This is a genomic window from Chitinophaga hostae (assembly GCF_018224885.1).
Classification (GTDB): Bacteria; Bacteroidota; Bacteroidia; order Chitinophagales; family Chitinophagaceae; genus Chitinophaga; species Chitinophaga hostae.
Window position 1 is genome coordinate 32775 of the sequence record NZ_JAGTXB010000006.1, and the last position, 19923, is coordinate 52697.

A 19923-nucleotide genomic window follows, 5' to 3' on the forward strand; every position below is an offset into this window, starting at 1 on the left:
ATTAAAGATAGTTAACTGGGAAGAAATTACGAATTACGAATGATGAATTACGAATGTGGAGTGTGTTCCCAATTCGTAATTCATCATTCGTAGTTCGTAATTCTCTCATTTGTGTTCTTTTCTTGCAATTTGATCCAGCACTTCATAAAATTCCGTGCCGTATTTTCTGATCAGCGCATCTTTGAGGAAACGGTACACCGGAACCTGCAGCGTTTTACCGTTTTTACAGGCGGGCTTGCAAACGTCCCAGCGATCATAGTTTACCGCTTCGAATGACTCATATTTTTTTATACGGATGGGATAAAGATGACAGGAGATGGGCTTTCTGAAGTCCACGACCCCGTCTTTATAAGCCTTTTCTATGCCGCAGCCTACCATACCATGATCGTCGATTGTTGCGTAAGCGCAGATGCCTTTGTTCACGATGGGCGTTACGTATCCATATTCATCATCGATGGTGTTGGTGCCGGTACGGGCTATTTCCTGTATACCTTCTTCACGCAGGTAAGATTTGATCTGCGGATAAATTTTTTTCAGGGTTTTAACTTCACTTTTATCCAGGGGAGCGCCGCAATCGCCTGCCACACAGCAGGCGCCTTTGCAGGCGGAAAGGTTGCATACGAACTGCTCTTCAATTACCTCGTCACTTATGTATTTATCGTCAATGATGATCATCGGAAATCGGTCTTTTGCCTGAAATGTGATACAGGCAATCTTAATAAGACCACAAAGTTACGGCATTACCGGCTTATCTCCAGCGGAGGGTTTCCACCATATGCCACATATCCTTTTCCAGGAATTTGTATACCGGGGCGAGGGAGTCTGCATTGGGTGTAACATCGAAATAGAGGGCTCCCCGGAGGAAGTGATGAACGGAGTCGGTCGCAAAAAACTGTTTGGAGGACGCGGCATTACCGCCTACTTCGTAAAAGGTACCACTCACATTATTGGTTGTGCGGATCTTGTTTTCATCGATGTATTCGGCTTTGTAGGTGTGTTTGTAAGTCATTTTAAAGGCATCATCCACCAGTTTACGGAATGTATTGTTGCCCGGGCCAATGATCTTATAACTCATATAAATTTTCCCGTTAAGGGAAGGGAAGTCCACATTGATCCAGTAGGGGTTTTCCGGTGCTGCGCCAAAAAAGGAGGTATCCTTTACGATATTGGCATATGCCGGGTATTCGAATGTATAAGGATAGCCGGGCATATCAAATTTGCGATAGGTTTTTTCCGGGAATTTCACCTGGAAATAGCCCCTGGGCTTTGGTGTGGGCACGTTTTCACAGGCTGCGAACACGAGTATCAGCAGGGAAATGATGGCGAGGGCCTTTCCTTTTACATGTGGCATTTTACGGTTATTTAGCAGGCGGCTATACTTTATCAGCTGCATCTGGCCTGATGGTTACCTGTACTTTCTGGATGCGCATTTTGTTTACTTCCAGTACAGTAAAATCATAGTTATTGTAGTTAATAACGCTGTTTTCTTCCGGAAATTTTCCTGCCAGCTCCAGTATCAGGCCACCAAGGGAGTCGCTTTCGCCTTTTACAGGCTCAAAGGTTTCGGGAGGGATGTCCATGATGCGGCAAACATCATTCAGCATGGTTTTGCCTTCAAATACATAGGTGAAGTTGTCTACTTTATTATAGTTGAATTCTTCTTCATCAAATTCATCTTTGATATCGCCGATGACTTCTTCCATGATATCTTCCAGTGTAACGATACCGGAGGTACCGCCAAATTCATCCACCACTACGGCAAAATGCATGCGGCGGCTCTGGAATTCGGAGAGCAGGTCTTCAATGAGTTTATGTCCGTGTACGAAGAAAGGCTGCCGCATTACTTCGTGCCAGTCAAAGCTGCTGCCTTTGTCGAGGTGGGGCAGGAGGTCTTTGGTGTGGATTACACCAACAATATTGTCGAGATTGTCTTTGTATACGGGTAAACGGGAATAATGCAGATCTGCCACTCTTTTCACGATATCGCCAAAGCTGCTGTCATATTCCACGCCGTTTACGTCTAAACGGCCGCGCATGATTTGTTTTACTGTGATATTGCCAAATTTGAGGATGCCTTTCAGGATATTTTTTTCTTCCTGTGAAGCGGTAGGATCTACGCTCATTTCGATGGCTTCATCAATTTCCTGGTAATTAACCGGGCCGCTGCCCCTGTGGAACAGGCGGGCTTCGATGCTGCCGCTGAGGCCTACGAAGAAGTCGCTTACCGGCTCCATGGTGGCGTGTACCAGGCTTACAAACCAGGCGAAATAGGTGGCAAAACGGATATTATTCTGAGCGGCCCATACGCGGGGAAGTATTTGTCCGAAGAACAGCAATATCAGGCAAATGGCGGAAATCCTTACCACAAGGGAAACCACCGGCAGGGTTTGCAGGTCTTCCATCTGGGTAACAAGATAGTTGGTGATCATGATAAACGCGATCGTTAACAGGATACCGGCTATTTGTAAAGAAGCCAGGAGTGATTTGGGTTTTTCCAGCAGTTTGGTGATGAGTTTGCCGGAGGCATTTTGCCGGGTTTTAAGCACATTCAGGTCCTTATAATTTAAGGAAAAGAAAGCCACTTCTGCCCCGGAAACGATGAAGGTAAGCAGCAACAGCACAAATATGACCAGCAGGAACACCACCACGTTCGGGGTGCCAATGGGTGCGCTGGCTTGTAAAAAATAGGATACGTTGCTTGCCGAAAAGATGCCCAAGATGTTGAACTTTGATGTAAATAATCAAAAATAAGGGGAAAGTAATTCATGGAATTGCTTTCCCTGCACGCAAATATAAGTAATGTCCCTATATAGGATTACGTACAATCAAAACTTAATATTTTTTTGCAACTAAAACGGCAGATCGTCTGCTGGTTCATTCAATGAAGGGGGAATTTCCATTCCGGGAAAGTTATCTCCACTGCCTGAGCCCGTACTGCTATGGTGAGGTATGGGGTGATCTTGGTTGTTGAGGTCCATGCGTTTATCCAGCATAACCAGGTTGTCGCCTACAACTTCGGTGGCAAATTTCTTATTGCCTTCCTTGTCTTCCCAGCTGCGGGTGCGCAAACGGCCTTCAATGTAAACAAGACTGCCTTTGTGGAGGTATTTCTGTGCCAATTCGGCCAGTCCCCGCCATAGCACCACTGTATGCCATTCTGTTTGTGAAATGAGCTTACCTGCCCTGTCTTTGAACGTTTCAGTAGTTGCCAGTGAAAATTTGGCTACTGCGATATTCCCTTCCAGAAACTGTACATCCGGATCTCTGCCCAAATTGCCTATCAGGATTACTTTATTAACACCTCTCATAGTTGTAGGTTTTTTTAGTCTATTGTTAAAAAGTTCTTCTTTTAATAAATAAACAACCTTCTTAAAGTTAATATTTTTTTCCAATCGATAGTGAAAAATTTCTTACTGGCAGCCGGTTAAGCCGGATTTTGTGTTTAGCAACTATTATAGAAGTGGTTTAACGCTTAACGTATATTTTTTATCCCTATGCGTGAAAACTAAAATAGTTGTAAGTGATTACTTTCCAGGAAGGTGGTAATTGTTTTCGGGAAAGCATAATTATTCAGGCTGTTTCGCGGTACCAGCATGAATCCTGGCAGCACAGGCGGCTTCTTCACATGAATACTGATAAACTGGCTGTGAATGGTTTGATGGGTAAGTTGTTGTTTGAAAGGGGCCGATACCCTTTCTATCTCTGGTTTTGCATTGCCAAAATAATTCCGGAATGCTTCGGAGGTTTGTAACTCCGTGATATCGGACGGTGCAGTAGTTTCAATAAGCAGGAACTCGTGCAGGTTTTGCCAGATATCGCTGTCTGTTCTTTTTCGTATAAAGATCTGTTCTTTATAATTGACCAGCAGGTAGTTGAAATACCTTTTTTTGATCTGTAATTTTTTTGTTTTTATCGGGAGAAGTGGCACCAGCTGGTGTTGCAGGGCCACGCACTTTTTGCGGAGGGGACAGTCATCGCAGAGGGGTTGCTGAGGTTTGCATACTACGGCGCCGAAGTCCATAATACTCTGGTTATATGCCGCAGAGGCGTCTTCCGGGAGCAGTTCCTGTGCCAGTGTATCAAATTGTTTTTTCCCGGCGGTGCTGTCTATCGGTGTTTCGATCCCAAAGTAGCGGGAGAGGACCCTGAAAACATTGCCATCGAGCACAGCGTAAGGGAGGTTGAAGGCAAAGGAGGCGATGGCGGCGGCGGTATAGGGACCAATTCCTTTCAGTGATTTGATCTGTTCGTACTGGTCAGGGAACTTTCCAAGGTAGGTGTTGGTAATTTCGCGGGCGGCTGCCAGCATATTTTTACAGCGGGCGTAGTAGCCCAATCCCTGCCATAAACGGAATACTTCTTCTTCCGGTGCGGCTGCCAGTTTTTCTACTGTTGGGTAGTGTTGAATAAATCGTTCATAGTACGGCCAGCCTTGCTCCACGCGGGTTTGCTGGAGGATGATTTCAGACAGCCAGATGCGGTACGGATCTTTTTCACCCTTCCAGGGCATGTTGCGGGTATTGACTTCCCGGTTCCACTCCAGTAATTTTTCGGTAAAAAAATGTCGGGGGAATATCATTTATATATTATTTTAATAAAATTATTTAGTATATTGATATGGCAAAAGCTGTACAAAACCCTATAAGGTACAACAGATACCCGTTTCCGGGCCTGCAAATAAATATAAATTATCGCCAATACCATTTATAAGAAAAAATGATAAAATTTATTTGCTTAAAATTCAGCAATTAGAATTTTTAAATTAACTTTGAGAGTAAAGTAATCCTCTCGCTTTCATATGAGAAAAGCTGATTTAATTAACAACATTGCTGAAAAAACCGGCATCCCCAAAGTCGATGTGTTAGTCACACTCGAGGCTATGTTCAAAGAGGTGAAAGAAGCACTTGCAAACGGAGAACATATTTATATCCGTGGGTTTGGAAGTTTCATCACTAAAAAAAGAGCAGCCAAGATTGGGCGTAACATCAAGAAGAACGTAGCTGTGGAGATCCCTGAGCACTTTATTCCAGCATTTAAACCTTCGAAAGAATTTGTTGCTGAAGTAAAGAAGCTTAAAAGTTCTTAATTTTGCAGCCTAATATTTTAGGCGATGCAAAAATCACAAGTTCTTCTGGTGGGTGCTGCGGTAGCACTATTGGTGATATTATTCGCCTTTGGCCGCACTGTGCCCCGGTCAGAAAAGAAACCTATGTCATCTGCTGCCCCTATGCAGGGTGGACAGGATGTGGAACCTATTGCCTTCTCCGAACTGCTGGCGACAGCAAAAGGGAAAATTCCTGCCGAAAAACTTTTACAGGTAAATTCCATTGAGACGAATGTTGTCCGTGGAGATGTGAAAACCCAGCAGATAGCCGCCTACCAGCAATTATACAATACCTGGGACAGCCTCAATCAACTGCCCGTAGCCGCATATTATCTTGGCGAAGCCGCTAAGTTGGAAAATTCCGAAAAAAGCCTCACCTTTGCAGCCAATTTATTTTTAGCCCACTTGCAACATGCAGAAGATCCTCGTGTAGCAAAATGGGAAGCCCAGCAAGCAATTACCTTGTTTGATCAGGCAATACAATTGAACCCGGCGAACGACACACTTAAAATATCACAGGCCATGGTGTACATGAACACCGGGGAACCTATGACAGGTGTGGCGAAGTTGAGAGAAGTAGTGGCTGCACATCCTGATAATATTGATGCACAGGTTACATTAGCTAACCTTGCAATTACATCAGGTCAGTACGACAAAGCTATCGAAAGACTGGAAGGCGTTGCGAGGAGTCACCCGGATAATGCGAAAGTGTTATTTGTGCTGGCCGAATCATACCGCAGCAAAGGAGATAAAAAGAAAGCGATTGAGCTGTTTGAAAAAAGTAAACAACTGATGAGCGATCCGGAATTGAAGAAGGAAGTAGATAGTTATATTAAAAGTATTCAATAATATTATTTTTCAATCATTTAAAAACGTATCAGCGTATGCCTTGCGGTAAGAAAAGAAAAAGACATAAAATTGCCACTCACAAGCGTAAAAAAAGACTGAGAAAGAACCGGCATAAAAGTAAGAAGAAATAATTACTCCAGTTTCCCGCCATTTATTCCGGCGCGGTGATCGGATAAAAATTTTCATATATCCTGCATGATTCTAGCATTTACTTCTTAAATTGCTATAGTCATGCAGGTTGTTTCCATAGATCCCGCAATTGAATTCTCCGGACATTACCTGCAGTGATCGCTGAACCCTTAAGCAATCCATTCGTCACGAACGTGAAGAAATACGCTAACTTTATGGTGAGCATATTGTATTGGTATGCAGTAAGCTGTTCTTAATAGCCGTGTGCATAGCATAAAGGTGAAGTTTTAAAGGTTAAAATTTTGGACGCTTGAATAAGGAACTTATTATAAATGCGGCTCCGACAGGGGTGGAAATTGCGTTACTGGAAGATAAGAAGCTAGTTGAATTACATCACGAAAGTGGCAATCCTAACTTCTCAGTAGGCGATTTGTACCTGGGCAAGGTTAAAAAGCTGATACCCGGCTTAAATGCTGCATTTGTGGACGTAGGCTTCGAGAAAGATGCCTTTTTACATTATACGGATCTCAGCCCCTATATCCGCTCTATTCTTAAATTTACTGCAACAGCTATCAGCGATAAAACGCCCGATGGATTTGATTTCACTAAGTTTAAAAATGAACCGGAAATAGTGAAGACCGGTAAAATTACTGATGTACTTGGAGGTAAACCCAACATCCTCGTGCAAATTCTGAAAGAACCCATTTCTTCTAAAGGCCCCCGCCTTAGCTGCGAAATTTCTTTACCCGGAAGGTTTATAGTGTTAACACCCTTTAACGATATTGTTGCGGTTTCTAAAAAAATCCACTCTTCCGAAGAAAGAAAAAGATTGCAGAAAATCGTGGAAGCTATCAAAACGCCCAATTTCGGCGTTATTGTACGCACCGCCGCTGAAGGAAAGAAAACAGCAGAATTACACGAAGACCTGACAACCCTCGTTCAAACCTGGAAAAATATCCAGGCCAATCTCAGCGGAGGCGTTGCCCCGCAAAAGATCCTGAGCGAACAAACCAAAACAGCCAGTATTCTTCGCGATCTGCTCAATGAAAGCTTTAACCGTATAGTCGTTAACGATAAGAATATCTTCACAGACACCAAAACGTATATCCAAAAGATTGCACCTGAAAAGTCTGATATCGTTAACTATTACAATAACGGATCTCCCATCTTCGATAACTTCGGTATTACCCGCCAGGTAAAGGCATCTTTTGGTAAAACCGTTAACCTCGACAGTGGCGTATACCTCATCATTGAAGCAACAGAAGCCCTGCACGTAATAGACGTTAACAGCGGTTATAAAAGCTCCAGCAACAACCAGGAACAAAATGCACTCGCATCCAACCTGGAAGCTGCTGCCGAAATTGCCCGGCAACTAAGACTGCGGGATCTTGGTGGTATCATTATCATTGACTTCATTGATATGAAACTGCCGGAAAACAAAAAAGCAATTTTTGAAGCCATGGAAAAATTCATGGCACAAGACAGAGCTAAACATACTATTTTACCCATATCGAAATTTGGCCTCATGCAAATTACCCGCCAACGGGTAAAACCTGAGATCACCATTTCAGTGGCAGAAGATTGCCCTACCTGCAGAGGAACAGGTAAAATAGGCGCTTCTATGCTGATCCTCGAAGACATTGAGAAAAACCTGCAATACCTGCTGAATCACCAGCATAAAGGTCTTACCATACGTATTCACCCTATACTGCACGCATACCTTACTAAAGGCTTCCTGGGATCCAAACAATGGAAATGGTATTTCCAATATAAAAAATGGATCAAACTGAAGGCTGATTCAAACTACCACCTTACTGAATACCGTTTCTTCGACGCAAATGATGAGGAAATTAAGTTATAAAAATCAAAAGGTCCGGCAGCCGCCGGACCTTTTGATTTTTATAACTTAATTTCCAGCTTTTAGCCATTAGCTGTTAGCTTTTAGCCAAATGCAGCGAAGTTGATGCATGATCTGCTGACAAAAGTTAACGCTGTTTTGATTTTGCAGTCTTATCCGCTGCATTTGGCTAAAAGCTAAAAGCTAACAGCTAATGGCTAACAGCTAGTATCGGTATTCCTCCCGCACAGGACTAAAGCTGTCAATTATCTTACAATCTGTTACCGCCTTGCCACCATGTGGGGTATTGGGAGGAATTACCAGCGTATCGTATTGTTCCAGTACGTATTTCTCGCCATCCAGCTCCATCTCAAAAACACCTGCCGATACATATGTAATCTGCTCGTGCGGGTGCTGATGTATAGGAGACACCGACCCGGCCGAAATCTCCCAAAAAGCCAGCGTACTTTTATCACCATGAACAAAACGGCCGTAATGGCCGGGAATCGTATTTTTTACAGGAATATTATCCAGGGAAACAGGTTTGTTCATATTTGTGCCTTTTAGATATTAAATATAACGGATGTGCCAGATTTTAACAACGGCCTGAACTATAAGTACATATATTTCATACTTTTACGGCCATAAATAATCTTGATCCCCATAGTAATTGTCATGCTTGTTAAGTAAAATAAATACATCCATTACGCTTATGACTATACGTTTTTACTCCTTACTCGCCTTACTGTCATTCATCATCTTTGCCGCCTGTCAGCAGGAGAGCGGTTCCCGGAAGAGAACAAAGGCAAGAGATACCTCTCACTATACCAAACAGGCGTATATTGAACAGACTATCGACAGCAATTATGTGAACAAATTTCTGCAGTCACATAACGCCTATGATGCCTATGATGAATATATTCTCAATTTCTACCGGAAACGCGATTTTCACTTTGCATGGATCAATAAAGACGGGCTGACAGAACAAGCCAGCAACTTTATTAACCTCATGAAAAATGATGCTGCCTACGGGATTAAAGACAGCAGCCTGATGACTCCCGACCTGCAGCAGCTGACCGATACGCTCCTGGTAAGCGATGTAGGGCTGAAACCCGGCGATACCGCCGTTCCCCGCATCGAAATGTTACTCACCGCGCAGTTCTTTGCCTATGGAAACAAGGTATGGGGCGGACTTACCGCTGATACGGCGAAAGACCTGGAATGGTTTATCCCCCGCAAAAAAATAGATATGGAGAGCCTGCTGGACTCCATGGTCAATAAAAAGAATAATGCGTTTGAAGACGATGAACCAGTAAACAGGCAATATATATTGCTCCGCCAGCAATTGAAAAGACTGGCACAAATTGAATCCGGAAAAAAATGGGATTCCATCCGGACCACACAGAAAAGCTTTAAAAAAGGTGATTCTTCCGAAGTGGTAGCCTTGGTGAAAAACAGGCTGGAAGCATTTGGAGACCTGCCCGGAACCGACAGCAGCAAACGTTTTACCGCTGCATTGGATACCGCTATCCGCAATTTCCAGCTGAGGATGGGCCTCCGGGAAGATGGCACCATCAACAAAGGCGTACTGGACGCGCTGAACACTCCGCTGCAGGACCGCATCCAAAAGATATTACTGAATATGGAACGTTTGCGCTGGGTACCTATAGAGCCTACTACAGACTATATCCTCGTCAATATTCCACAGTTTAAAATGCACGTATACGACAAAGGGAAATTAGCCTGGAGCTGCAACGTGGTGGTTGGCAAACCCGGCGCCAATACAGTGATATTTACCAAAGAACTGCGCTATATCGTATTCAGCCCTTATTGGAACGTTCCTCCCGGAATACTCGCAAAAGAAGTGTTACCCGGATTGAAACGCAGCGGTAGCGGCTATCTTGCCAGGCAGAATATGGAAATTGTGGGCGCCAGCGGAAAAACAATTTCACCGGGATCTATCAATTTCAGCAAGTATTCAGGTGGTAACTTTCCGTATATCGTAAGACAAAAACCCGGTGGAAAGAATTCATTAGGCAAAGTGAAATTCCTTTTCCCGAACGAGTACAATATTTACTTGCACGATACGCCCGCCCGTTACCTGTTTGGAGAGAACAAGCGCTCTTTCAGCCATGGCTGTATCAGGATTTCAGAACCCAAGCACCTGGCACAATGGCTGCTGCGCGGCGATTCCAGCTGGACCGACAAGAAAATCGATGAAGCCCTGGATGCCGGTAAAGAAAAATATGCGACCGTGAAAGATAAGGTACCGGTATTCATCGTGTATTTCACCGCCTTTGTAGATAGTGACGGGCGGCTGAACTTCCGGGATGACGTGTACGGCCATGATCAGAAACTGGCTGCTTCTTTATTTGGCAAATAAGATCTTTTTCTGCCCAGGATTTTTTTCTTGCCCAGGATTAAACTGATTTCCCCGATTTTCAGGATTTTTTAAGGTTAAAAGATTTTAGATTTAAAAAGATTAGGGAAGATAAAAGCGAGTACAGTATTCGCTTTTATCTTCCCTAATCTTTTTAAATCACTACAGAAAAATCCTGAAAATCGGGGAAATCAGTTTAATCCTGGGCAAGAAAAAAAACGCGGCAAGAAAAAAATCATGCGCCAACAGCGATTACCGATATCTCCACATCTACTCCCTTAGGCAAACCTGCTACCTGAACGGTTTCCCGGGCAGGGAAATCGCTGGTGAAATAACTGTCATATACTTCATTGACCTGAGGAAATGTTTTCATATCTGTAAGAAAAATGGTAGTCTTTACCACATGCTGGAAACCCAGGCCGGCGGCTGTAAGGATAGCCTGCAGGTTTTTCATCACCTGGTGGGTTTCATCAACAATACCGGATTTAACCAGTTCGCCGGAAGCAGGATCCAGGGCTATCTGGCCGGAAACATACAAGGTGTTACCAGCTTTTACCGACTGGTTATAGGGCCCGATAGGAGCGGGCGCATTGGTAGTATTAATAATTTGCTTTTCCATATAAACGAAAGTAAATAATAATTGAGAACGCGCAAATGTCTGTCAGGGCAGATGTGTTATAATTAATGATTCTTTATTAGGTTTGCCGAAATTTAACGCATGAATATCCTGGTAATAGCAGATGCGCAGCGGTACGAAGAATTGCAGCAGAAGGGATTGGCCACGCATCATGACATACAGTGGAAAACAAGCCTGGAAGAGGTATTGTCATTAAAGGTATTTGACGTGGTGCTGGATCTCATCTTTGATGACCGGCCGGAGCATGCGCTGGTATATGCAAAGAACCCGGGTATCCCGGTGTTGGCGGGGATGGTAAAAACCTCCTTATCGGATGTTATGAACCAGTTTGCCTTTGAGCAGGGATTCAATATCATGGGTTGTAATTTCTTACCTGGCTTTGTGAATATGCCTGTGATGGAGGTAACGGTGATGGATGAAGGGCAAAAGGAGACGTTAGCTGATATTATGTACAAGCTCGATTGGGAATATGCGCTGGTGGCGGATGCTGTGGGTATGGTAACGCCGCGGGTGGTGTGTATGATCATTAATGAGGCATATCTTACGGCAGAAGAAGGCACGGCCTCCCGGGAGGATATAGACACGTCGATGCGGCTGGGCACCAATTATCCCTACGGCCCCTTTGAATGGAGCGAACGGATCGGTATCCGGCATGTATATGAAGTATTGAAGGCGATACACGATATAACGGGCGACGACCGTTATGAAGTGGCGGGATCTCTGCAAACAGCTTACGAAGCGATTTAATTTTTTACATGGCACTTATACTGAATATAGATACTGCAACTACAACCGGCTCGGTAAGTCTTTCCCGTGATGGGCAGGTGATACAAACGCTGGTGAATGAAAAGCAGCAGGATCATGCCGCTACCATGATCCTGTTTGTACAACAGATTTTAAAAGAGCAGGGTATAACGCCTGCCGCGCTTGATGCGGTGGCGGTAAGCGCCGGGCCGGGCTCTTATACCGGATTACGTGTAGGCGTGGCTACTGCCAAAGGTTTATGTTATGCCTGGAATAAGCCACTGCTGGCTATTTCCACCTTACAGATGATGGCGCAGGGTTTGCAGGCAACCGTAAAAGATGAAACCGCCCTGTATTGCCCGATGCTGGATGCCCGCCGCCAGGAAGTGTTTATGGGACTGTATGACGCCGGTTTGCAGGAGGTAATGCCGCCACAGGCCATGATCCTGGAGCCCTCTTCCCTGGAGGCGCAGCTGGCAGCCCATAAAATCTACTTTTTTGGGGATGGCAGCCCAAAATGGGAACTGATGTTATCTTCGCATAAAAATGCTATATTCGTGGAATATGTAATAAGTGCCGCGCACATGGCACCACTTTCTACGCTGGCTTTCGATAAAAAGATGTTCGTTGATCTGGCTTATTTCAGTCCATTCTACCTCAAGCCCTTTTATTCTCCTCAGAAACCCTGACATATGTCTTAGTTTTGTCATGGAATAGTCAAATTACATCTAATTTGCACATATCCGGTGGTTATATATGATAAAATAAGGTATGGAAGTTTTTTTTATTGTGATAGATATTATATTTTTGTATAAATCGATTACCGCAATTGTTGTCTAACTGTTTGCGAGTACTGTCCGTTGATCCCTTTCATTTCATCATTTTTTTAAAACTATTATGCGATGGAAAAAACATTATTAACTACCTCTTCTAATACTCTTATTATTTCTAGAGGTACCAATGAAAAAGACCAGATCAAATTGGATTACATTGCCGTGAAGAAAGCTGCTATGGTTTTACGTGCTATCAACCATAAGCTGCGCCAGCAGATGATTAAACTGTTGGAAGACCACAAAAAAATGACCGTGACCGAGATTTATGTGAAGTTGCGTCTGGAACAATCGGTAGCATCGCAACATCTTGCCATTTTAAGGCGCGCAGGCATTGTAATTACAGAAAGAGATGGTAAGTTTATTCACTACACCATCAACAAGCAACGTATCGCTGAAGTGGCGAAGTTTGTGGAAGAACTTGTTGGGTAAGTATTGATCCGTATCATATACGGAAGAAATTATATAGAAAAGTAGCCATAAAGGCTACTTTTTTATTTTGGTATAGATTTTATCCATAAGTGGACCGAAGCAGAAGTTGTAAATTTGTAAAAATCAAAAACCATGTTCGTAAAGCAATTGTACACCAACTGTTTGTCAGAAGCGGCCTACTTCATAGCATCTGAAGGAGTAGCCGTAGTGATAGATCCCTTACGTGATATCGACGTTTATCTTGATCTGGCAAAAGAACGTAACGCAACCATTAAGTACATTTTTGAAACACATTTTCACGCAGACTTTGTTTCCGGGCACCTGGAACTCGCTGCAGTAACCGGTGCACAGATTGTTTACGGTCCTGACGCCATCACCAACTTTGAGACATATGTTGCGAAAGACAACGAAGTATTCAAGATCGGTGCGGTATCCATGAAAGTATTGCATACACCGGGACACACGCTGGAATCATCCTGCTACCTGCTGCTCGATGAAAAAGAACAGCCTTATGCTGTATTTACCGGAGATACTTTATTTGTGGGAGATGTAGGCCGACCGGACCTTTTCAGCGGCGACCTCACCAAAGAGGAACTGGCGGCGCACCTGTTTGATTCTCTCAACAACAAAATCAAAACATTACCGGACCAGGTGATTGTTTATCCTGCACATGGCCCGGGTTCTGCCTGCGGCAAAAACCTGGGACCTAACACTTACAGTACCATCGGTGATGAAAAAGCCACCAATTATGCATTGCTGGCTACTGACAAAGACAAATTTATCGAAGAGGTAACCAGCGGTTTAACTACACCGCCTTCCTATTTTCCCATTAATGCGAAAATAAACAAGGAAGGTTATGATGCGCTGAAAGCCGTAATGGAAAAGGCTATGCAGCCGCTCAGTCCTGCTGAATTCAGGCAGAAAGCAAAAGATGGTGCGCTGATCCTTGATACCCGTCCGGCAACCGAATTTGGCGACGGATTTGTTCCCGGGGCTATCAGCATTGGCCTGGAAGGACGTTTTGCTGAATGGGCGGGCAGCCTGTTGCCGTTTGATCAGGACATTATCCTGGTAACGCCCATCGGTAAAGAAGAAGAAACCGTAGTGAGAATGGCCCGTGTTGGATTTGATAATGTTACCGGTTATCTGAACGGCGGCTACCCTGCATGGGAAGCAGCCGGCGAAGCCAAAGACATGATCATCACCGTAGAGGCGGATGAACTGGCCATGGATATCCCGCACGATCCTAACCTGGTGATTATCGACGTGCGCAAACCGATCGAATTTGCAGATGGCCACATCAAAAATGCCATCAATATTTCCCTCGGCGATATGATGGATCCGGGAAAGATGGCTGAGCTCGAGGATAACTTTAACCTCTATGTACATTGCCAGGGTGGTTATCGCAGCATTATTGCCTGCTCTATCATGAAAAAAGAAGGTATTCACAACCTGCGTAACGTTGAAGGCGGCTTCGCTAAAATGAAGGACCAGAAAGGGTTACAGGTAGTGCAGGAGAAGACAGTGCTGAATTAAGAATTAGAAATTACGAATTAGGAATTACGAATTACGGACCTACAGGGAGATTGTATGTTATTATCTCCTTGTAGGTCCGTAATTCGTAATTCCTAATTCGTAATTCCACTTTTGGCTATTCGCCCCGTATTTGTTAACTTCTTGCTACAAAAATTGTTTGGGCATGATTACCAAAACCCTGGCAATAGCCTCCATATTATCCATAGGCATGGTTATACATGCCTGTACACCATCTGATGAAACACTGAAGGAAGAAGTAAATGAAAGATTAAGCCTTGTTCCCGGCATTACTGCTGATGTGAAAAACGGGGTAGTGATTCTCAATGGAGAAGTGAGTGACGAAGTGGCCAAATCGGCTGCTGAAGATGCGCTGAAAGGAATAAAAGGTGTGAAATCGGTGCAGGATAATATCACCGTCAAAGCGCCGGTGCCCGCAACGCCGCCACCCGCAGCAGCAGTCCTCAGCCCGGATGAAATACTGAAAAAAAGACTGGATTCCGTTTTCGCCGCCAACGGATTTAATGATATAGGCGTTACCGTTAACAGCGGGGAAGTAACCCTGGAAGGCGCCGCTAAAAGGAAACAATTGCGCAAGATATTGCAGTTAGCGCAGCAAACTGCCGGTAAAAAAGTTGTGAATAATGTAAAAGCGAAATAGCACGAAGACTACCGCCACAAATGAACTGTGGCGTTATACATCTCCCTATACCCCCTCCTGATTTTTAACACCATTTTGTTGCCCCTGGTAGGTATGTTTCCAGCGGCGATGACTCCAAACCCATACTTCAGGCTGTTCATAAATATTCCTTTCCAGGTAATGTACAAAGGCTTCTGTAATTTTTCCATCAGGTTCCTGCTGAGGATTTTCAAAAGCCAGCTTTAAAGTAGCATTATAATATCCTCTTTTCACTTTACGGATATCCACAAATACCACAGGGATATTGCTTCTTTTTGCGCCCATTTCCGGGCCTTTATAGAAGGGCGTCATTTTGTTAAGGAACGGATACCAGTAGCAGCTGCGGGGATTGCCGGGGTTTTGGTCGGCTACCAGCGCAATGAGATATTGTTTGTTGGTCCATGCCTTCATGCTATTACCCATATCGTTGGCAGGGATAAGAATAGTACCGAATTTTTCCCGGAAATGCCGGAACATACGATCCGCGGGTTTGCTGGTCAGTGGCATGTATACGACCAGGAAAGGAAAAGCCACGCCCTGCATACAAAACAGGTTGGCCCATTCCCAGTTAAAATTATGCCCCAGGTGCAGCTGACAGCTTTTTCCCTGTGCATACAACTGGTGTAATACGCTAAGATCGCAGCGGAAGCGCTTCTGGAGTTGCGCTTTGCTCATGGTGAGCAGCTTGATGGTTTCCACCATCATATCCGTGAGGTTACGGTAGTATTTTTTGGCTATAATGGTGATTTCTTCGTTCGACTTATCGGGGAAGGCTTGTTTCAGATTCTCCATCACCACTTTCCTGCGATACCCGATTACATGATATACCAACACATACAGCAGGTCGCTTATGAAGTATAGCACCGGAAACGGCAATATGGAAAGACTATAGCAAAAAGCCAGCAGCAGATAATACATATTCCTGATTGTTGTAAATCCAACGCAAAGGTAATGAAAGACAGCCGTTTAGCTTACAAGACAATGTTTTGTATCAGCTCAGACTTAAACGGATAATCAGTATTGAAGTGTAAGCCCCTGCTTTCCTTACGGAATGCGGCACCTTTTACAATCAGGTAGCCGGCTGTAATAAGGTTACGCAGTTCACATAGTTGCGGCGACACCATGGTTTTTTCGTAGAGATCTTCTGTTTCTTCATGCAAAATATCCAGTCTGCGCAGCGCCCTTTGCAAACGCACGTCCGTTCTTACAATCCCCACGTAATCGCTCATGATCTGTTTCAATTCTTTTAAACTCTGCGTGATGAGGATCATTTCTTTCGGAGCGGTGGTACCGGTGGCCACCCAGTCAGGCACATTGTCTTTGAACTCAAGGAGGTCTATTTTGCTGGTGGCGTCCATAAAGCAGCGGTGTGCAAACACCATAGCTTCCAGCAATGAGTTGGAGGCGAGGCGGTTAGCGCCGTGTAAACCGGTGCTGGCGCATTCGCCGCAGGCATACAGGTTGCGGATGGAGGTAAGTCCCCATTCGTTGGTTTTGATACCACCACAGCTGTAGTGTGCGGCCGGCGATACCGGGATCATCTGCTGCGTAACATCGATACCTATTGCTTTACAGGTTTCGTAGATATTGGGGAAGTGATGAATAAATTTCTCGAGATCCATATGGCGGCAATCGAGATATACGTGTTCGGTACCAGTGATCTTCATTTCACTGTCTATGGCCCGGGCTACAATATCGCGCGGCGCCAGCGACAGGCGGGGATCATATTTATGCATGAAATCTTCCCCGTGGATATTGCGAAGAATACCGCCATCGCCCCTTACGGCCTCCGTAATAAGGAAGGAAGGGTTTACACCTGGCTGATACAGGGCGGTGGGATGAAACTGGATAAACTCCATATTTTCAATCCGGCCTTTGGCGCGATAAACCATGGCCACGCCATCGCCGGTAGCGATGGTGGGATTGGTGGTACTGCGGTATACCTGTCCGTTGCCGCCGGTAGCCAGCAGCGTTACTTTGGCCAGTATTTTTTCTATATTATTGGTGGTAAGGTTCAACACATATACACCGAAACATTCGATGTCTGGTGTGGATTTGGTGACCAGGTAGCCCAGGTGGTGCTGGGTGATCAGGTCTACCACAAAACAATGTGTGATCAGTTCTATATTAGGTCTGCGATGGATAGCGTCCAGCAGGGCGCGTTCTATTTCTTTACCGGTAATATCTTTGTGATGGATTACCCTGAATACAGAGTGACCGCCTTCGCGGCCCAGCGAGAAATCGCCGTCGGGGTTTTTGTCGAAATTAGCGCCCCATTCAATAATTTCATTGACTCTTTCCGGGCCTTCGGTTACCACTATTTTCACTATCTGCTCATTACAGAGTCCGTCACCGGCGATGAGCGTATCCTCAATATGTTTCTCGAAGCTATCGTTTTCCAGGTCGTTTACCACTGCAACGCCGCCCTGGGCGTACTTGGTGTTGGTTTCGTCTTCCCGGCTTTTGGTAATGATTGTAATCTTTTTATCCGGGCACTGTTGTGATACCTTGAGCGCGTAAGTGAGCCCTGCGATTCCTGAACCGATGACAAGAAAGTCTGTTTGCTGCATAGTTAGACAAAAGTAAGAATTACGAATTAAAAATTACGAATTATGGATCAACAGGAAGATTATCTGCTATTGTCCCTTATTGATCTGTAATTCGTAATTTTTAATTCGTAATTTTTCTCCTGAAGTACTCCGTACTGCCATAAACCAGGCCCCACTGGGCAAAGCCATAGGTCAGCATTACAATAACATCGCCTCCGGGGAAGGAATGGTAAAATTTACCCACAGCAATCAGCAAATCAGACAGCAGGAACAGCACCGCCCCGATAATACAATACCAGCCCGCCGGCTGCCGGCGGAAGTGGAAGGCATGCAGTACACTTTGCACGGTTATGGAAAGGGCAAAGGCGTAAACAATAACGGGCACGATTAAACTCCCGAGATAAGGAGCCATGAATAAAATAAACAGGATAACGATTGCTGCGTTCAGCAGTATCAGCGGATACCTGCACAGCGGCACCGGCGGATTACTATATCTTATTTTCAGGAAGAAGATAATATACATCACATGCGCCAGCAGAAAGCCGCCTAAACCTGGCAGAAATAAATTGGGGAACAGCAACAAGTCGTCACCCAGGGAAGAAAATACCAATGCCAGCAGCAGGAAAATACGGTAGTCGCGCGGCATTTTTGCATTGCTATACAATACATACACCGCCAGCAATATCATCAGCACAGGTTTGGTAGCAAACCGGCAGGATTCTTTATTAAACGCTATCAGCAGCATATCTGCCAGCAGTACAAGAAAATAAATATAAATAACGAAACGTTGAGGGCGCATGCGGAAAGGGATTGTCATACAATTTAACAAATATTCCCTTAAGTATTCAGCAGGATGTAAAACGTAGTGCCGTTGCCGTTAATGCCCGGGCTTATTACTTTTAGTTGTCCCCCGTGCATTTGTATGATCTGTTGTGACAAGCTTAGGCCAATACCGGAGCCTTTCTTTTTGGTGGTGAAAAAAGGGATAAATATTTTGTTCATCGCATCTGTATCAATGCCCGGCCCGTTGTCCGTTATTTCAATGCATATCTGCTGGATGTTGTTAAGATACAGTTTCATGCTGATAGTAGCCTGTGACGTTTGCTCCAATGCATCCATCGCATTTTTTACCAGGTTGATCAGTACCATTTGCAGTTGGGATACGTCGGCATGTATCTCCATATTTTCAACATCGGTTTCGAGGGTAAACTGTATGCCGGCCTGTTTCATATCGGCCTGGAAAAGGCTGCCAACAGAGTTCACCAGGGTTTTTACATTTACGCTGGTAAACTGTGGTTGCGGCAATGTGGTATAATCGCGGTAAGCATTTACAAAATTCATGATGCCTTTGCTGCGGCTCTCCACGGTCTGCAATGCTTCGCGTAAGTCTGAAATGCCTTCCTGGTGCTGTGCGCCGGGGGCTATGTCGAAGTCAACGATTTCCTGCATGGTGCCTATCAGGGACACGATCGGCGTAACGGAATTCATGATTTCGTGGCGCAATATTTTTGTCAGGTTTTGCCATGCTTCCAGTTCTTTTTTCTGCAGTTCCGAATGAATATTCTGAATGGAAATAAGCTTGATGAGGCGACCTTGTAAACGCACGGTGGCCGCATGTATCGACAGTTGTTGTTCCTGCCTGGTGGCATACAGGGTTTTACTGCCAGACGACAACTCCATCAACAGCTCTGCCAGTCCGGGATGCACGGTTTTGAGTTCATGGATATTGCGGAGCCGGTAAATACCCATCAACCGGAATGCGGCGGGGTTGATAAGCTCTATTTTACCTTCTGTATCAAAAGACAATACACCGATGCTGATATGTTGTACAATGGTGTCAATATATTTCAGGTTGGCTTCCTTTTCCGCCCTGGTTTGCCTGAAGGCTTCTAATACTTCATTGAACTGGTGGTTGAGCATACTAAAGCTCTTGCCCAGTTTATTATCTGCGCTGAACCGGATGGAGAAGTCTTCATACCGGATAGATTCCAGGAAGAGCGTGAGTTTCCGGTTAATCCGGTTCAGGTAGTGGTAAATACCGTACAACTGCAGCAATATCAGCGGGAGCAGCAGAAATGCCAGTGGCTGCATGCTGTGCATGTACAACCAGATGGCTGCTGTAAGGGTGATAGCCAGCAGGCTTACCCGCAGGCTGATATTGATGCTGAAGCGATTCATGTTTTTTTAAGTGCCTAAAGCGGAAAGCGGAAAGCAAAAAGC

General features: G+C 44.7%; 20 protein-coding genes. 9 read left to right on the forward strand and 11 right to left on the reverse strand.

The genetic code is table 11. The annotated features are described in order from the left end of the window. Window positions 1-105 precede the first annotated feature (105 nt). The 5 genes from KE626_RS13875 to mutY all read right to left on the reverse strand — a co-directional run bounded on the left by KE626_RS13875 (window position 106) and on the right by mutY (window position 4579). Window positions 106-675, reverse strand: coding sequence for a DUF3109 family protein (locus KE626_RS13875; RefSeq protein WP_211973519.1), 570 nt, complete (start codon window positions 673-675; stop codon window positions 106-108). A gap of 73 nt (window positions 676-748) precedes the next feature. Next, entirely contained in the window at window positions 749-1393 is a 645-nt protein-coding gene (gene gldD / locus KE626_RS13880; protein WP_249207463.1) for a gliding motility lipoprotein GldD, read from the reverse strand. Continuing rightward, window positions 1374-2717, reverse strand: a complete 1344-nt coding sequence (gene gldE, locus KE626_RS13885; protein WP_249207464.1) for a gliding motility-associated protein GldE — start codon at window positions 2715-2717, stop codon at window positions 1374-1376. Before gldE ends, gldD begins: the two co-directional genes overlap by 20 nt. Before the next feature lie 132 nt (window positions 2718-2849). Then, window positions 2850-3308, reverse strand: a complete 459-nt coding sequence (locus tag KE626_RS13890) for a single-stranded DNA-binding protein (RefSeq protein WP_211973520.1) — start codon at window positions 3306-3308, stop codon at window positions 2850-2852. A gap of 197 nt (window positions 3309-3505) precedes the next feature. Beyond that, the gene (gene mutY, locus KE626_RS13895; protein WP_211973521.1) at window positions 3506-4579 is read right to left on the reverse strand and encodes an A/G-specific adenine glycosylase; all 1074 of its coding nucleotides are present in this window, start codon (window positions 4577-4579) and stop codon (window positions 3506-3508) included. A gap of 219 nt (window positions 4580-4798) precedes the next feature. On the opposite strand from mutY, the gene KE626_RS13900 reads away from it, so the two are divergent. The 3 genes from KE626_RS13900 (at window position 4799) to KE626_RS13910 (ending at window position 7943) form a co-directional block, all read left to right on the forward strand. Then, entirely contained in the window at window positions 4799-5086 is a 288-nt protein-coding gene (locus KE626_RS13900; protein ID WP_073084475.1) for an HU family DNA-binding protein, read from the forward strand. Window positions 5087-5110: 24 nt separating this feature from the next. Beyond that, window positions 5111-5953 carry a tetratricopeptide repeat protein gene (locus KE626_RS13905; protein ID WP_211973522.1) on the forward strand — a complete coding sequence of 281 codons (843 nt, stop codon included), beginning with the start codon at window positions 5111-5113 and terminating at the stop codon, window positions 5951-5953. A gap of 439 nt (window positions 5954-6392) precedes the next feature. After that, window positions 6393-7943 (forward strand): Rne/Rng family ribonuclease, encoded by a 1551-nt coding sequence (locus tag KE626_RS13910; RefSeq protein WP_211973523.1) that lies wholly within the window; start codon window positions 6393-6395, stop codon window positions 7941-7943. A 201-nt stretch (window positions 7944-8144) separates the two neighbouring features. Here KE626_RS13910 and KE626_RS13915 read toward each other — a convergent pair whose 3' ends face one another. Next, complete coding sequence (locus KE626_RS13915; protein WP_211973524.1) at window positions 8145-8471, reverse strand: cupin domain-containing protein; 327 nt, start codon at window positions 8469-8471, stop codon at window positions 8145-8147. Window positions 8472-8631: 160 nt separating this feature from the next. Here KE626_RS13915 and KE626_RS13920 point away from each other — a divergent pair, with 160 nt between their 5' ends. Further along, window positions 8632-10302, forward strand: a complete 1671-nt coding sequence (locus tag KE626_RS13920; protein WP_211973525.1) for a L,D-transpeptidase family protein — start codon at window positions 8632-8634, stop codon at window positions 10300-10302. Between the two features lie 232 nt (window positions 10303-10534). Here KE626_RS13920 and KE626_RS13925 read toward each other — a convergent pair whose 3' ends face one another. After that, the gene (locus tag KE626_RS13925; RefSeq protein WP_211973526.1) at window positions 10535-10918 is read right to left on the reverse strand and encodes a RidA family protein; all 384 of its coding nucleotides are present in this window, start codon (window positions 10916-10918) and stop codon (window positions 10535-10537) included. A gap of 99 nt (window positions 10919-11017) precedes the next feature. Between KE626_RS13925 and KE626_RS13930 the strand changes: the two genes are divergently transcribed. The 5 genes from KE626_RS13930 (at window position 11018) to KE626_RS13950 (ending at window position 15136) form a co-directional block, all read left to right on the forward strand. Then, window positions 11018-11683 (forward strand): 3-hydroxyacyl-CoA dehydrogenase family protein, encoded by a 666-nt coding sequence (locus KE626_RS13930; protein ID WP_211973527.1) that lies wholly within the window; start codon window positions 11018-11020, stop codon window positions 11681-11683. An 8-nt stretch (window positions 11684-11691) separates the two neighbouring features. Further along, complete coding sequence (gene tsaB, locus KE626_RS13935) at window positions 11692-12369, forward strand: tRNA (adenosine(37)-N6)-threonylcarbamoyltransferase complex dimerization subunit type 1 TsaB (RefSeq protein ID WP_211973528.1); 678 nt, start codon at window positions 11692-11694, stop codon at window positions 12367-12369. A gap of 213 nt (window positions 12370-12582) precedes the next feature. After that, entirely contained in the window at window positions 12583-12942 is a 360-nt protein-coding gene (locus KE626_RS13940; protein ID WP_012788619.1) for an ArsR/SmtB family transcription factor, read from the forward strand. A gap of 132 nt (window positions 12943-13074) precedes the next feature. Beyond that, window positions 13075-14478, forward strand: coding sequence for an MBL fold metallo-hydrolase (locus KE626_RS13945; RefSeq protein WP_211973529.1), 1404 nt, complete (start codon window positions 13075-13077; stop codon window positions 14476-14478). Window positions 14479-14641: 163 nt separating this feature from the next. After that, window positions 14642-15136, forward strand: coding sequence for a BON domain-containing protein (locus KE626_RS13950; RefSeq protein WP_211973530.1), 495 nt, complete (start codon window positions 14642-14644; stop codon window positions 15134-15136). Between the two features lie 45 nt (window positions 15137-15181). On the opposite strand, the gene KE626_RS13955 is transcribed toward KE626_RS13950, so the two are convergent. From KE626_RS13955 to KE626_RS13970, 4 genes are all read right to left on the reverse strand, one after another. Continuing rightward, window positions 15182-16072: a lysophospholipid acyltransferase family protein gene (locus tag KE626_RS13955; RefSeq protein WP_211973531.1), complete on the reverse strand. Its 891-nt coding sequence runs from the start codon at window positions 16070-16072 to the stop codon at window positions 15182-15184. A 53-nt stretch (window positions 16073-16125) separates the two neighbouring features. Continuing rightward, on the reverse strand, window positions 16126-17724 hold the full coding sequence (nadB, locus tag KE626_RS13960; protein WP_211973532.1) for an L-aspartate oxidase: 1599 nt from the start codon (window positions 17722-17724) through the stop codon (window positions 16126-16128). Between the two features lie 100 nt (window positions 17725-17824). After that, the gene (locus tag KE626_RS13965) at window positions 17825-18502 is read right to left on the reverse strand and encodes a lysoplasmalogenase (protein ID WP_211973533.1); all 678 of its coding nucleotides are present in this window, start codon (window positions 18500-18502) and stop codon (window positions 17825-17827) included. Window positions 18503-18540: 38 nt separating this feature from the next. After that, window positions 18541-19881, reverse strand: a complete 1341-nt coding sequence (locus KE626_RS13970) for a sensor histidine kinase (RefSeq protein WP_211973534.1) — start codon at window positions 19879-19881, stop codon at window positions 18541-18543. Window positions 19882-19923: the final 42 nt, after the last annotated feature.

Bases quoted from the DNA above. Each gene is read 5' to 3' on its own strand.
- KE626_RS13875 (WP_211973519.1), bottom strand. From the start codon at position 675: ATGATCATCATTGACGATAAATACATAAGTGACGAGGTAATTGAAGAG.
- tsaB (WP_211973528.1), top strand. From the start codon at position 11,692: ATGGCACTTATACTGAATATAGATACTGCAACTACAACCGGCTCGGTA.
- KE626_RS13945 (WP_211973529.1), top strand. From the start codon at position 13,075: ATGTTCGTAAAGCAATTGTACACCAACTGTTTGTCAGAAGCGGCCTAC.
- KE626_RS13940 (WP_012788619.1), top strand. From the start codon at position 12,583: ATGGAAAAAACATTATTAACTACCTCTTCTAATACTCTTATTATTTCT.
- mutY (WP_211973521.1), bottom strand. From the start codon at position 4,579: ATGATATTCCCCCGACATTTTTTTACCGAAAAATTACTGGAGTGGAAC.
- KE626_RS13970 (WP_211973534.1), bottom strand. From the start codon at position 19,881: ATGAATCGCTTCAGCATCAATATCAGCCTGCGGGTAAGCCTGCTGGCT.
- nadB (WP_211973532.1), bottom strand. From the start codon at position 17,724: ATGCAGCAAACAGACTTTCTTGTCATCGGTTCAGGAATCGCAGGGCTC.
- KE626_RS13930 (WP_211973527.1), top strand. From the start codon at position 11,018: ATGAATATCCTGGTAATAGCAGATGCGCAGCGGTACGAAGAATTGCAG.
- KE626_RS13905 (WP_211973522.1), top strand. From the start codon at position 5,111: ATGCAAAAATCACAAGTTCTTCTGGTGGGTGCTGCGGTAGCACTATTG.
- KE626_RS13955 (WP_211973531.1), bottom strand. From the start codon at position 16,072: ATGTATTATCTGCTGCTGGCTTTTTGCTATAGTCTTTCCATATTGCCG.
- KE626_RS13900 (WP_073084475.1), top strand. From the start codon at position 4,799: ATGAGAAAAGCTGATTTAATTAACAACATTGCTGAAAAAACCGGCATC.
- KE626_RS13965 (WP_211973533.1), bottom strand. From the start codon at position 18,502: ATGCGCCCTCAACGTTTCGTTATTTATATTTATTTTCTTGTACTGCTG.
- KE626_RS13950 (WP_211973530.1), top strand. From the start codon at position 14,642: ATGATTACCAAAACCCTGGCAATAGCCTCCATATTATCCATAGGCATG.
- gldD (WP_249207463.1), bottom strand. From the start codon at position 1,393: ATGCAGCTGATAAAGTATAGCCGCCTGCTAAATAACCGTAAAATGCCA.
- KE626_RS13915 (WP_211973524.1), bottom strand. From the start codon at position 8,471: ATGAACAAACCTGTTTCCCTGGATAATATTCCTGTAAAAAATACGATT.
- KE626_RS13925 (WP_211973526.1), bottom strand. From the start codon at position 10,918: ATGGAAAAGCAAATTATTAATACTACCAATGCGCCCGCTCCTATCGGG.
- KE626_RS13890 (WP_211973520.1), bottom strand. From the start codon at position 3,308: ATGAGAGGTGTTAATAAAGTAATCCTGATAGGCAATTTGGGCAGAGAT.
- KE626_RS13920 (WP_211973525.1), top strand. From the start codon at position 8,632: ATGACTATACGTTTTTACTCCTTACTCGCCTTACTGTCATTCATCATC.